The 13,213-nt window shown below is 68.0% G+C and carries 14 protein-coding genes; 4 read left to right on the top strand and 10 right to left on the bottom strand.

The window, feature by feature from the left end; all coding sequences use genetic code 11:
* Positions 1-125 precede the first annotated feature (125 nt).
* Positions 126-560, bottom strand: a complete 435-nt coding sequence (locus H4F98_RS15375; protein ID WP_182688716.1) for a response regulator — start codon at positions 558-560, stop codon at positions 126-128.
* Between the two features lie 15 nt (positions 561-575).
* Entirely contained in the window at positions 576-1,703 is a 1,128-nt protein-coding gene (locus H4F98_RS15380) for an ATP-binding protein (protein WP_182688717.1), read from the bottom strand.
* Positions 1,704-1,798: 95 nt separating this feature from the next.
* On the opposite strand from H4F98_RS15380, the gene H4F98_RS15385 reads away from it, so the two are divergent.
* Positions 1,799-3,652 carry an SLC13 family permease gene (locus H4F98_RS15385; protein WP_220479250.1) on the top strand — a complete coding sequence of 618 codons (1,854 nt, stop codon included), beginning with the start codon at positions 1,799-1,801 and terminating at the stop codon, positions 3,650-3,652.
* Positions 3,653-4,252: 600 nt separating this feature from the next.
* Here H4F98_RS15385 and H4F98_RS15390 read toward each other — a convergent pair.
* Complete coding sequence (locus H4F98_RS15390) at positions 4,253-5,353, bottom strand: PA0069 family radical SAM protein (RefSeq protein ID WP_182688718.1); 1,101 nt, start codon at positions 5,351-5,353, stop codon at positions 4,253-4,255.
* Positions 5,354-5,431: 78 nt separating this feature from the next.
* On the opposite strand from H4F98_RS15390, the gene cls reads away from it, so the two are divergent.
* The 3 genes from cls to H4F98_RS15405 all read left to right on the top strand — a co-directional run bounded on the left by cls (position 5,432) and on the right by H4F98_RS15405 (position 8,032).
* Positions 5,432-6,865, top strand: coding sequence for a cardiolipin synthase (cls, locus tag H4F98_RS15395; protein ID WP_182688719.1), 1,434 nt, complete (start codon positions 5,432-5,434; stop codon positions 6,863-6,865).
* A 107-nt stretch (positions 6,866-6,972) separates the two neighbouring features.
* A complete protein-coding gene (locus H4F98_RS15400; protein WP_246373287.1) occupies positions 6,973-7,233 on the top strand; it encodes a hypothetical protein in 261 nt (86 codons plus the stop codon).
* A 25-nt stretch (positions 7,234-7,258) separates the two neighbouring features.
* The gene (locus tag H4F98_RS15405) at positions 7,259-8,032 is read left to right on the top strand and encodes a pyridoxine 5'-phosphate synthase (protein ID WP_182688720.1); all 774 of its coding nucleotides are present in this window, start codon (positions 7,259-7,261) and stop codon (positions 8,030-8,032) included.
* A 25-nt stretch (positions 8,033-8,057) separates the two neighbouring features.
* Here the strand turns inward: H4F98_RS15405 and H4F98_RS15410 are convergent, their stop codons facing one another.
* The 7 genes from H4F98_RS15410 to H4F98_RS15440 form a co-directional block, all read right to left on the bottom strand.
* Complete coding sequence (locus tag H4F98_RS15410) at positions 8,058-8,447, bottom strand: DUF1801 domain-containing protein (RefSeq protein WP_182688721.1); 390 nt, start codon at positions 8,445-8,447, stop codon at positions 8,058-8,060.
* A 63-nt stretch (positions 8,448-8,510) separates the two neighbouring features.
* A complete protein-coding gene (locus H4F98_RS15415) occupies positions 8,511-8,927 on the bottom strand; it encodes an ExbD/TolR family protein (RefSeq protein WP_182688722.1) in 417 nt (138 codons plus the stop codon).
* Between the two features lie 329 nt (positions 8,928-9,256).
* Entirely contained in the window at positions 9,257-9,670 is a 414-nt protein-coding gene (locus H4F98_RS15420) for an ExbD/TolR family protein (RefSeq protein WP_182688723.1), read from the bottom strand.
* 12 nt (positions 9,671-9,682) lie between these two features.
* The gene (locus tag H4F98_RS15425) at positions 9,683-10,105 is read right to left on the bottom strand and encodes an ExbD/TolR family protein (protein WP_182688724.1); all 423 of its coding nucleotides are present in this window, start codon (positions 10,103-10,105) and stop codon (positions 9,683-9,685) included.
* Positions 10,106-10,144: 39 nt separating this feature from the next.
* Positions 10,145-10,897 carry a MotA/TolQ/ExbB proton channel family protein gene (locus H4F98_RS15430; protein WP_182688725.1) on the bottom strand — a complete coding sequence of 251 codons (753 nt, stop codon included), beginning with the start codon at positions 10,895-10,897 and terminating at the stop codon, positions 10,145-10,147.
* Between the two features lie 105 nt (positions 10,898-11,002).
* Complete coding sequence (locus H4F98_RS15435; protein WP_182688726.1) at positions 11,003-11,677, bottom strand: energy transducer TonB; 675 nt, start codon at positions 11,675-11,677, stop codon at positions 11,003-11,005.
* Positions 11,678-11,839: 162 nt separating this feature from the next.
* Positions 11,840-13,051, bottom strand: a complete 1,212-nt coding sequence (locus H4F98_RS15440) for a tetratricopeptide repeat protein (RefSeq protein WP_182688727.1) — start codon at positions 13,049-13,051, stop codon at positions 11,840-11,842.
* Between the last annotated feature and the right edge of the window lie 162 nt (positions 13,052-13,213).

Consider the following 13,213-nt stretch of genomic DNA (forward strand, 5'->3'; position numbering starts at 1 on the left):
TGGCCAATAGCAGCTAGTAACGGTGGCTTAGCTACCAATGGTAGCAATGGCGGATCCATGGGCGAGAGGAACACGAACCCGGATGCGCTTCGCTTATCCGGGCTACGCGCTGGTGGAAGACGCCTTCAGGCGCTGCGCGCCTGGTTCAAAACCAGCCAGTAGAGGCCGACCTGCTTGACCGCCCAGACGAACTGTTCGAAGTCGACGGGTTTCTGGATGTAGCTGTTGGCGCCGAGGGAATAGCAGCCTTCGATGTCCATCGGTTCGGCGCTGGTGGTCATCACCACGACGGGAATGGTGCGGGTGTGGGGATCCTCGCGGATGGCCTGCAGCACTTCGCGGCCGTCGACCTTGGGCAGGTTGAGGTCGAGCAGGATGATCGAGGGGAGGTCGCGCGGGTCGCGGCCTTCGTGGGCCTCGCGGGCGAACAGGTAGTCCAGGGCTTCGGCGCCGTCGCCGACGACGACGAGGCGGTTGGCGATCTTGGCCTCGTCGAAGGCGAGGCGGGTGAGTTCGACGTCGTCCGGGTTGTCTTCGACCAGCAGTATCACTTTATCCATGGCATGGCTCCCCCTTCAGGATGGACCGGCCGGCAGCTCTATGGACAGCGTGGTGCCGTGACCGGGTCGGGATTCGGCCTGCAGGCGCCCGCCGTGGCGCATGGCCACGCGCTGGGCGATCGTCAGGCCGAGCCCGTGTCCGCCCCCATCGTCCTGGCTGTGCAGGCGCTGGAACGGTTCGAACAGTTTATGCACGTATCGCATGTCGAAGCCCGTGCCGTTGTCACGGACGTACAGCTTCAGCACGCCCTCGCGGGGCTCGCCGCCGAACTCGATGCGGGCCGCCTCGCAGCCGCGGGTGAACTTCCAGGCATTGCCCAGCAGCTCGTCGAGCAGGACCTTGAGCAGGCGCTCGTCTCCCTGCACGGTGAGACCGGACTGGATGTCGACGCTCACCTCGCGTCCGGGCTCGGCATCCAGCAGTTCGGCGTGGACCCAGTCCGCCAGCAGGCTCAGGTCGACGGGTTGCGGGTTGAGCTCGGCGCGGGTGGCGCGCGACAGGCGGCCCAGCGCGGCGAGCAGCTCGGACATGCGGCGCGCGGAGGCGCTGATGCGCTGCAGGTAGTCCTGGGCATCGGCGTCGATGTCCTCGCCCAGCGCCTGGCCCAGGCGCTCTGAGAAGCTGAGGATCGAGCGCAGCGGCGCGCGCAGGTCGTGGGCGACGGCGTCGGCGAACAGCTGCAACTGGTGGTTGGAGGCTTCGAGCTCGGCGCTGCGGTGCACGGCGCTGGCCTGCATTTCGTTCTCGTGCGCGAGCTGTGCGCCGATGTCGCGGATCTGCACGAGGATGCAGATCGGCTCGCCGCCGGCACCACGCAGCATGGCGATGTTGACCTGGGCCCAGAGCACGGAGCCGTCGCGGCGCAGGTAACGCTTGCGGGCTTCGAGCAGCAGGCCGGGCTCGTCGGTGATGCGCCGGATCAGGTCGCGGCTGGACTCGATGTCCTCGGGGTGGGTGACCTCGCGGGCCGAGCGACCAAGCAGCGCCCCCGCCTCGTAACCGAGCATGGTGCACAGCGCCGGATTGACTTCCTTCCAGTGGCCCTCGATGTCGCAGATCGCCATGCCGATACCCGACGCGGCCATCACCAGGCGGAGTGCATCATCGCCTGGCAGGCGCGAAAGCGTTGCGATTGGAGACATCAGGACCACTCGTGTTGCGATGGCTTTAGTGTAACGAGCGCCGTCGTGATGGGACGGTGCAGGCAATCGCCCCGGTATGCCTCACAATGCGCCCCATGGATGTCACCGCGCCCGCCTTCCTGCAGACTTTGCTGACCCAGGTGTCCTGGCACCAGGTGGCGTTCCTGCTGATCCTGGCCGGCACCCTGTACCTGTTCGTCAGCGAGCGCCTGCGGGTGGACGTCACCGCGATGCTGAGCCTGCTGGCCCTCGTGCTGACCGGCATCCTCGATGCGAAGCAGGCCTTGTCGGGCTTCGCCAGCGAGCCGGCGATCATCGTCGCGGCGGTGTTCATCATCTCCGGCGGCCTGGCGGCGACCGGCATCACCGAGCGCATCGGCCAGTGGATCGGCCGGATCGGCGGCCATGGCGAAACCCGCGCGATCTCCGTGGTCATGCCGGTGGTGGCGGCGCTGTCGTCTTTCACGCACCACGTGATGGTCACGGCGATGATGCTGCCGATCCTGAGCCGGTTCGCGCGGCAGCGGAAGCTGTCGGTCTCGCGCCTGCTGATGCCGATGTCCTTCGCCGCTTCGCTGGGCACCACGCTGACCCTGGTCAGCGCGCCGGCCTTCCTGCTGGCCAACAACCTGATCCAGCGCACCGGCGCGGAAAGCCTGGGCATCTTCTCGATCACGCCCATCGGCATCGCGCTGGTGCTGATCGGCCTGGTCTACATGCTGCTGACCCACTGGCTGCTGCCCAAGCGCGGCGGCGACAGCGGCGACGACGAATACCTGCGGCTGGACCGCTACCGCACCGAGCTGCTGGTGGTGGAAGGCTCGCGCTGGAGCACGCGGCCCCTGTCGGAACTGCGCCGGGCCCTGGGCGACAAGTTCGGCCTCGTCGGCTGGATGCGCGACGGCAAGTTGCGCAAGGACCTCAGCGAGAGCAGCCCGATGATCAGCGGCGACGTACTGCTGGTGGAGGCGTCGGCCGATACCCTGGCCTCCCTGCACGACGATCCCGGCCTGGACCTCAATGCGGTTGCGCGTTTTGGCGACACCGTGACCGGCGACGGCGACGCCCAGCTGGTGCAGGCGGTGGTCGCGCCCGGCTCGGAGTTCATCGGCCACTCGATCCGCGAACTCGACTTCTCGCGCCGCTTCCACGCGGTGATCGCCGGCCTGTGGCGGCGCGACGCCACGATCGCCCCGCGCATCGCCGACGCGCGCCTGCGCGAAGGCGACCTGCTGGTGCTGTGGGGGAAGCCGGCGCGGTTCGCCGAGCTGGCCGCGCACCACGGCTTCCTGATGCTGGTCCCCTTCGCCGGCGAGGCCAAGCGCCGCGTGCGGGCGCCCATCGCCCTGATGGTAATGGGCGCGACCATCCTCGCCGCGGCGACGGAGTGGCTGCCGGTGCCGTTGGCCTTCCTGCTCGGTGCGGTGGCCATGGTCGCCACCCGCTGCGTGGACATCGAGCAGGCGTACCGCGAGGTCGACGTGCGCATCTTCGTGATGATCGCCGGCGTCATTCCGCTGGGCATCGCGATGGAGCAGACGGGCACCGCCGCCCTCCTCGCCCAGGGCCTGCTGCAGGTGGTCGCGACGTGGTCGCCGCTGATGATCCTGCTGGTGATGTTCTCCGCCGCGGGCCTGCTGTCGCAGATCCTGTCGGATGCGGCGACCACGGTGCTGCTGGGGCCGATCGCGATCTCGCTCGCGCAGTCCCTGGGCCTGCCGCCCACGCCGTTCGTGGTCTGCACCGCGCTGGGCGCCGTGGTCACCTTCCTGTTGCCGATCGGCCACCACGGCAACCTGCTGATCCTGGGTCCCGGCCAGTACCGCTTCAGCGACTTCATCCGCATCGGCCTGCCGCTGTCGATCCTGCTGGCCATCACCAGCGCATGGATCGCCCGCTGGCTGTGGCTGGGCGGCCCGCTCATGCCGGGGGGCTTCGGCGGGATCTGAGGGTGGGAATGGGGAATTGGGAGTGGGGAATGGGGAATGGGGAATGGGGAATCGGTACATTCGCCGCCATCCCGGTCATCCCTGAGGTCCAGCCCTGGCCTTGACCCGATTCACGCGTCCCCGAGGTAACGCAGACCGGCGCGACACCGCACCCACTGACGCCACCCCCTGCCCATCATCCCAGCGAACGCTGGGATCCAGCCTTTGGCTTTTTCATCGATCCAATGCATCGCGCACCGCACCGCACCGCACCGCAAGGAGAGTGCAATGCGCTTGGCTGATTGCACCCTACGGGAGCTACGGCGCGAGTCGCCTTTGCGCTTGCCTCGAGTTCCCACGCCCCTCGTAGGATGGGTAGCGCGAAGCAAAACCCATCGCGCGTCGCGCGTGCAGCTTCGCGACGGTGGGTTTCGCCTTCGGCTCTACCCACCCTACGTGTAGCGCTCATTCGCGCCGACAAGGGCTGCCGCGAGGTGCGATGCCGTCCGTCGCCCCGTGCGCGCATGTCCACAAGGGCCCCTCAAGGGGGGACCGCCTCGACGTGCGTCCTGACGAAGGGACCTGATCGTGCGGCCGACGCGCACCGGGCGCCGACGGGTTTCAGAACAGCTCGCCCTGGGGGGTCACCGGTCGCGGCGGGACGAAGTGGCTGCAGTCCAGTGGCGGCAAACGGGCATAGCCCAGCCGGCGGTACGCCTTGGCGAAGCGCTGGGCGATGAGTTCGGCGAAGGGGCCCTCGCCGCGCAGGCGGGTGCCGAAGCGGCTGTCGTAGTCCTTGCCGCCGCGCATCTGCTGGACGAGGCTCATCACGTGCGCAGCGCGCTCGGGGTAGTGGAGCTCGAGCCATTCGCGCCAGACCTGCTTGAGCTCGTGGGGCAGCCGCAGCAGTACATGGCCGGCCGCGGCGGCGCCGGCCTCGCGGGCCGCTTCCAGGATCGCCTCGAGTTCGGCATCGGTGATCATGGGGATGACCGGGGCCACGAGCACCCCGACCGGCACGCCCGCCTCCGTCAGCCGGCGGATGGCCTTCAGGCGGCTGTGGGGCGCCGAGGCGCGCGGCTCCATGCGCGCGGCCAGGCGGTTGTCGAGGGTGGTGACCGAGACGTAGACCGTGACCAGTTGCTTGCCGGCCAGTTCGGACAGCAGGTCGATGTCGCGCAGGATCGAGGCGCTCTTGGTGACGAAGCTGACCGGATGCCCGCAGTCGGCCAGCACCTGAAGGCAATCGCGGGTGATGCCGTAGCGGCGTTCGCTGGGCTGGTAGGCGTCGGTGTTGATGCCCAGGGCGATCGGCGCGCAGCGATAGCCCGGGCGCGACAGCTCATGGCGCAGGCGCTCGGCGGCATTGGTCTTGGCGAACAGGCGGGTCTCGAAGTCCAGGCCCGGCGAGAGGTCCAGGTAGGCGTGCGAGGGCCGTGCGAAGCAGTAGACGCAGCCGTGCTCGCAGCCGCGATAGGGATTGACCGACTGGCTGAACCCGATGTCGGGCGAGTCGTTGCGGCTGATGATGCTGCGTGCGCGCTCTTCCTGCACGCGAGTGGCCGGATTGGGCTGGTCGGCCAGGACCTCGCCCAGCGAGCCCCAGCCGTCGTCCTCGGGCTCGGCCGTGGTCACCGCGAAGCGGCCGCTCACGTACGAGCCCGCTCCGCGCCCCTTCACGCGGCGTGGATCCGGCGACAGCGCTTTCCGGGCATCATCCATGCCTCAAGCCTACGCCGGTCGCGTCGCAGCCGCCGCGACGACCGTCCGTGCCACCGTCCAACGGAGTCCCTCCCGTCCATGCCGTCATTCGCCTCGATCGGGTCGTTGCTGTTCGACCCCGACAACCTGCGCCTTTACCTGATCGCCGGATGGGCGATCTACCTGGTCTGGATCGGCGGCTGGATCATCCTGCAGAAGCGCGAGCCGGTGGCGACCCTGAGCTGGTTGATCAGCCTGGCCGCCCTGCCCTACCTGGGCTTCCTGGTCTATTACTTCTTCGGGCCGCAGAGGATCCGCCGCAAGTCCATGGCGCGTCGGCAGACCCGCGCCAGCCTGCCCAGCCCACCGGCGGGCCTGACCCCCGATCCGGACGCCATCGAACTGGCGCGCCTCGGCCAGTCGATCACCGGCCTGCCGCCGACCACCGCCTCGAAAGTCGAGCTGCTGATCGATGGCGGGGCCAAGTACGCGTCCCTGCTCGAGGCCGTGGCGCAGGCGCGCGAGCACATCCACCTGGAGTACTACATCTTCCAGCCCGACCACATCGGCACGGCCCTGCGCGATGCCCTGATCGAGCGAGCGCGGGCGGGCGTCAAGGTGCGCCTGCTGATCGACGCCGTCGGCTCGGGCAAGTGCCGGCACGCATTCATCGCGCCGCTGCTGGCCGCGGGCGCGGAAATGGCCTGGTTCCACCCGATGAAGCTGCGCTTCTTCTGGAAACGCCCCTGGTTGAACCTGCGCAGCCATCGCAAGATCGTCGTGATCGACAGCCGGGTCGCCTTCACCGGTGGCATCAACATCACCGACGAGGAAGACGAACGCCGGCGCGAGGACGCCTACCGCGACCTGCACGTGCGCCTGGAAGGCAACGTGGTGCTGGAACTGCAACTGGTCTTCATCGAGGACTGGGCATACGCGACCGGCGAGCCGCCCCTGAGCCTCAGCCACCCGAACCGGGTCGTCGGCGCCGTGCCCGCGCAGGTGATCCCCTCGGGACCGGACTCGCCCTGGGAGGCGATCCATCGCCTCAACGTCTCCGCGATCCAGGACGCGCGCAAGCGGGTATGGCTGGTCACGCCCTATTTCGTGCCCGGCGAGGCCGCGCGCATGGCGCTGACCTCGGCGGCCCTGGGCGGGCTGGATGTCCGCCTGCTGGTGCCCAAGCGGAGCGACAGCCTCCTGGTCACCTATGCCGCCCGCTCCTACTTCGACGAGCTGTTGCAGGCCGGTGTCAGGATCTACGAGTACGGTCCGCGGATGCTGCATACCAAGGCCCTGCTGTGCGACGAGGACCTGGTGCTGCTGGGCAGTGCGAACTTCGACAATCGCAGCTTCCGCTTGAACTTCGAGGTCTCGGTGCTGTTCAGGGACGAGGCCCTGTGCGGGCAGATGGCGGCGCTGATCGAGGGCGAGTGCGCGACGGCCGTGCCGGTGCAGGCCGAACGCAACCGCGCGCTCTGGCGCGTGCGCCTGCCCGAAGCCCTGGCGCGGCTGGTCTCACCGCTGCTCTAGGCCGGCCGGGCGCCGACGGATGGCCATCGCGGTGGGGACGATCGGGCTTGAGGCGCGCGCCGTCGCGGTTACACTCTTTGCACCTCTCTACTGCATGGATTGCCGCCATGATGCCCTGGCTGTTCCTGCTGCTCGCGCTGGCTTCGCTGGCCGCGGCGTTCAAGTCTTCGTCTCCGGCCCTGGTGGCGGTCTGGCTGCTGGTGTCCCTGGTGCTGTTCGTCGCCTGGGTGATGGGATTGCTGTCCCAGCGCGTGGGCAACAGCAGCCGCGATATCAGCCACGTCCTCGATCCGGAGGAGATGCGACGCCTGCGCGAGCAGGCGGAGGCCCGCAAGAACGCCCTGGGCAACCCCGAAGGACCGCGTTGAACGCGGTCAGGCTCGCCTTGACGGCATGACCCTCCTCAGCGTCAACGTCAACAAGATCGCCGTCCTGCGCAATTCCCGCGGCGGCGCGGTACCGGACGTGGTGCAGGCCGCACGTACCTGCCTGGATGCCGGCGCGCACGGCATCACGGTGCATCCGCGACCGGACGCGCGCCATATCCGCGCCGATGATGTCCGCGCACTTTCCACGCTGGCGCGCGAGCGCGACGTCGAGTTCAACCTCGAGGGCAATCCCTTCGCCACGCCCCGGGCGGGCTATCCGGGGTTCATCGCGCTCTGCCGGGAGGTGCGTCCCGCGCAGGCGACCCTGGTGCCCGACGGCGATGGCCAGCTCACCTCCGACCACGGCTTCGACTTCGTCCGCGATGGCGATGCCCTGCGTCCCCTGGTGGCCGAGCTGAAAGCGCTGGGTTGCCGTGTCAGCCTGTTCGCCGATGCCCATGCCGACGCCGGTGACTGCAGCATCGCGCGGGCGGCCGACTGCGGCGCCGACCGGGTCGAACTCTATACCGGGCCCTACGCCAAAGCCCACGGTACAGGCGGCTCCGAGGCGATGCTGGCGCGCTTTGCCGGCGCCGCGCGACGGGCGCAGGCCGCCGGTCTCGCGGTCAACGCCGGCCACGACCTCGACCAGGCGAACCTGGGCGCCTTCCTCGCCGCCGTTCCCAACGTGTTGGAGGTCTCCATCGGGCACGCCCTGGTCAGCGAAGCGCTCTATGCGGGCCTGGAAGCGACGGTGCAGGCCTACCGAAGGATCGTGGACGGCGTGCCTCGCGGCTGACGGCCGGCCGTCGGGACCGGCGGTGTCACAGCTGGGAGATCCACCGTCGAATGATGGCCGTCAGCGGCGCTCGGCCCCCGTCGAGGGCGTCGAGGTCGGGCAGCGTGACGATCGCTCGGTCCGGTCCCCGCCAGGCCAGCAGGCCGGCGGGGTCATCGATGGCGCCCTTCGGCATCTGCCGCTTCTTCGCCCCCATGTGCAGGACCAGCTGGACTGCGGTCGGCGAGCGCAGGTGCATCGTGGCGAAATGATCGCGGGTGTGGAAGCTCGGTGCGTTCCATTTGATCGCCTCGCCGATGGCGCCGTCGGCGTCGAGCACGAGCGCGCGCAGGGCCAGCACCACCGGTTTGCGCGGATGGTCGAGGTGCTCCAGGAACACCTCGACCGCCGGGTCGGCGGCGCGCGACGGCGACAAGGCCCCTACCCGTCCGGCCGGCGACGGCGGCGAAGCCGGGTGGGCCGCTTCGCCGCCCGGTCGTCAGTTGCCATGGGCGATCTGGCGGACCCCGCTGTCCTCGGCGGCCGCCAGCGCGTTGGCGAATGACTGGTAGTCGGCATCGTCGCTGGCGCTGACCATCAGGACGCGCTCGGGGTCGGTCGCGGCGCTTTGCACCAGTGCGCTGCCCAGGGTCCCCAGGTCGTGGACGACGCCATCGAGCCGGTAGCGGCCGTCGGCCTGCGCCACCAGCTGCATCGGCCGCGTGTCCGGTGCGACCGCTTCCTTGCTGGGTTGCGGGAGCTTCGCGTCCAGGCTGCGACTGACGACCGGTGAGATGACCATGAAGATGATCAGCAGGACCAGCATCACGTCGATGAGGGGCGTGATGTTGATCTGCGAGAGCGCGGCGTCGCCGCGGGCGGATTCGGAGAACACGGAAGACTGGGAGACGGCCATGTACACCTCCTGCGTCGGGCGAGCTGCCCGTCTTCGACACTACGCCTGTCCGGGGGGATCGCGCAATTGGCAGTGCGGCCTCGTGCCCGCTGGCCGGGAGTGAAGGCGCGGGCGTCGCATGTAGCGCCAGCGCGGCGGATGGCGGGCTGCGCCCTGGGGGCCCGCCCCGCCCTCGCTTCGCCAGCCGCCCTCGCCATGGGGCCCAGGGGTGCGATGACCGCGACGCGTCCATAAAAAACGCCGCCCCGGAGGGCGGCGTCCAATTTTGCTACACGACGGTAAACGTTTCTTGCTACACGACGGTAAACGTGGGTCGGATGCGGCGTGGCTCAGTTGGCCTCGACGAACCCGATTTTCTGCATGTCCGCATTCTTGGCCGCGGTCAGGACCTTGGCCAGCACGCCGTAGGCGGCGTCGCCACTGGCGTCGAGCTCCAGCAGCGGCTGGTTGCTCGGGTCCTTGGCGACTTCGGCGGTCATGCGCTGCTGCAGCTGGCCGACCGGCATCGGCGAGTCGTTCCAGTAGACCGTGCCGGAGGCATCGATCCGCAGCTTGATCGGCGCTGGCGGATCGTTGACCTGCGGCGGCGGGTTGGTGCTCCGCTGCGGCAGGGCGATGTCGACCGGGTAACTGGCAATGGGTGCCGTCACCATGAAGATGATCAGCAGCACCAGCATCACGTCCACCAGGGGCGTGACGTTGATGTCGGCCATTGCACCACTACCACCCGTTGTAAATGCCATCGGTGGCCTCCGTTAATTGCTGCTGCGATCGCGGACGGTCACGAAGCCGACCTTGCGCATGCCCTGGGCCTGCGCGGTCTTCACGACTTCGTTGACGATCCGGTACTTGGTGGTCTTGTCGCCACGCACGTTGACCTGCGGCTGGGGCGTCTTCTGGGCCTCGACCGAGAAGCGGCTCTCGAGCATCTCCTTGGTGACGGGTTCGTCGTTCCAGAACAACGAACCGTCATCCTGCACCGCCACCGTGATCGGCGGCGTCGGGAGCGGCTCCTGCTTCTTGTCCAGATTGGCCTCGGGCAGGTCCACCTTCACTTTGTGCGTCATCAGAGGCGCGGTGATCATGAAGATGATGAGCAGCACCAGCATCACGTCCACCAGGGGTGTGACGTTGATGTCGGCCATTGCGCCGCCGCTACCGCCAGAACTGAAAGCCATGTTCGAACTCCAAAATCGCGTGTGTGACGACGGGGCCTGTTAGCGCTTGCCAGTCACGTCGCCGACGCGCGAACCGGTGGCGAAGAAGTCGTGCAGGTCGTGCGCGAAGGTGTCGAACTTGGCGTTCGTCACGCGGTTGGCCCGGGTGAAGAAGTTGAACGCGAGCACGGCCGGGATGGCGACGAACAGACCGATCGCGGTCATGATCAGCGCTTCACCCACCGGACCGGCGACCGCGTCGATCGACGCGTTGCCGCTCATGCCGATGCGGATCAGGGCATGGTAGATGCCCCACACCGTACCCAGCAGGCCCACGAACGGGGCGGTGGCGCCGACCGAAGCGAGCACGGTCAGGCCGGACTCCAGGCGCGAGCTTTCGCGGGTCACGCCTTGGCGCAGGGCGCGGTCGACGAACTCGGAACGGTTGAGCGACTCGACCAGGCGCGAACCTTCGTGGCGCTGGTGGTGCGAGGCCGCCTGGGCGGCGTCGAGCGCGATCTTGGAGAACGGCTCGCTCCTGGGCTGCTCTTCCATGTAGCGGATGGCGTCCTGGGCGTTCGGGGTTTCCCAGAACGTGCCGATAACGCGGTCCGAGGTGGAGCGCAGGCGGAGGTTGCGGACGAAGTTGAAGATCATCCAGTAAATGGACATGGCCGACATCGTCACCAGGGTGATGAACACGATCCAGGCGACCAGATCGAAGTTCTGGACCATGTGGCCAAAGCTCATCTGCTGGAGGGCTTCGGCGTTGGAGCCTCCGGCAGTGGCAGCGGTGGTGGTTTCCTGCAGCATGACGCTTACCTTTGAATGTCGTGGAAGGAAAAAGCTTGTACTAGATGAAGTGAAGCTGGAAAGAGTGGAACGACTGGTACCTGACTACTTGCTCCACCGGCCCGATCAGCGCGGCGGGACAAAATCGACCGGGACCCGCACCTTGCTGGCGACGGCGACGCCGTTGCGCTGCTCCGGGTTGAAACGCCACTTGCGTGCGGCTTCCATTGCGGCGCGGTCCAGGTTGCGGTTGCGGCTCGACTTCTCGACCGAGACGTCCAGCACGTTGCCGTTGGCGTCGATGCTGATGACCAGCACCACCGTGCCACCCACGCCCTGACGCGCCTCGGTGGGCGGGTAACGGGGCGGGTTCAGGCGGCGCGACGACGGGTCGACGCTGGAGCCGATGTTGGTGGCCGGCGGCGGCGGCGACGGCGGGGCCGGCGGCGGCGCCTGGACATCAACCGGGCTCGGATCGTCGAACACGACCGGCGGCTCTTCCGGCGGCGGCGGCACCGGGGTCGGCTGCGGCGGCGCCAGTTTCGGCGGCGGCTTCAGCTCCTTCGGCGGCTCCGGCGGCGGCGGCGGCGGCGGTGGCGGCGGCGGTGGCGGTTTGATCAGGTTGACGAGGGTGACCTCTTCCTTCTCCTGCTTTGCCGGAGGCGGGGTCATCGGGGCGAGCAGCAGCAGCAGGGCTGCGGCGTGCACCGTGATCGCCATGGTGATACCGGCAATGCGGGCCCAGTTGAGGCCTTCGTCGCGATCGTCGTTATGAACGTGGTTTTCGAGGTCTTGCGTCATGCGCCGTCAGCTCGGGAAGTGATTCCGCAACGTCTGACGCCGCGGGCGTTTAAGCGAGTCCGGGCGGTTGCTTTCGCGTTGCCCGAACCTCCTAGGTTATACCAAATCGGACCCGAAGATTCCAAGTGGCAGCCCATCATTTTGTCGTATTGCATGCCCACCCTACAAGGCCGTGATCTTCTTGGCGTCCTCGGGATTCTTGACTCCCTTGGCAAGCGCCTGGCGTGCGGCCTCCTTGGCTTCGGGGATGCGGTCTTCCTGCCAGTAGATCCTGGCCAGGTTCAGGTAGGTCTCGCCGTCGTCGTCCAGCGGGGCGGCCTTGGCGTAGGCGGCGATGGCCGGGGCGATCTGCTCGGAGAAGTACAGCGACTGGGCGAGGGCCAGGTTGTTCTGGAAGTCGTCCTGCAGGATGCCCTTGGACAGGCCTTCCTGGATCACCTTGGCGGCGTCGGCCTCGTGCCCGTCCATGTTGAGGTAGACCGAGTACAGCTGGCGGTACTCGCGGTCCTCGGTGAGCTGGCCGGACGCGCGCAGCTTCTCCAGCACTTCGGCGGCCTTGTCCAACTGCTCGCCCTGCTGGTAGGTCGCGGCGAGGTTCATCTGCGCCCGCTTGTCGCCGGGGTTCCTGGAGGCGATCGACTCGGCCAGGGCGTTGGCCTCGGCGGTCTGTCCGGTCTCGAAGTAGGTCGCCATCAGCATCTGCTGCCAGTCGTTGCGCGGCTCGGGGCTGGCGTCGATGGCCTGCTTGAGGACGGTGGCCGCCTCCGGGTAGCGCTCCATGCGGTACAGCGCGTTGCCCTTGACGACCAGGTGCTCGGGCTTGGTGCTCTTGGTCTCGGCGAAGAAGCGGTCGATGGTCGACAGGGCGGCGTCGTATTGCTCTTCCTGCAGCTGCAGCTGGGCCATCATCAGCATCGCGCCGTAATGGGCGTTGTTGTCCAGGCCGTTGTAGTCCAGCGCCTTCTGCAGGTCGGCGATCGCGCCCACCGAGTCGTCCTCGTCGTAGAGGGTCTGCGCGGCGATCTGCGCGGCGAAGGACTTGTCGTACTCATTGGCCTTGTCGCTGGCCATGATCTCCTCGGCGATCGTGCGCGCTTCGGCGCCGTTGTCGTCGTCGTAGGCGTCCATCATCTTCTTCAGCCGCGGCGTCATCTTCGAGGAGGCCTTGGTCTTGGGTGCCTCGCGGGTCGCGTCCGGGTACTGGTCGGCGCTCTCGCTGGCCTTCTCGCTGCCCGACTGGGCATGGCGCTCGCGCCGGGCTTCGGCGCGGTCGTGGGCGGTCTGCGCGTTCGCCTGGGAGACACCGCCGAACACGAGCACGGCGCCGATGGCGGCCGAGAGCAGGGTGAGGTGACGGGGGGCGGATGGGTTCATCGGATTACCTTCTCTGTGTCGGTGCAGCGAATGTGGAATCGACGGGTGGGCGCCCGAACCACGCGGGTTGCTTGGCGGCGGGGCGGTCACGCTACCAGAAACGTACGACAGGGTGATACGGGGTTGCCTTCCTCGTGGATTTGGTCGTCTCGGGCAGGGCGC

It is taken from the genome of Marilutibacter spongiae (genome assembly GCF_014145325.1).
Classification (GTDB): Bacteria; Pseudomonadota; Gammaproteobacteria; order Xanthomonadales; family Xanthomonadaceae; genus Marilutibacter; species Marilutibacter spongiae.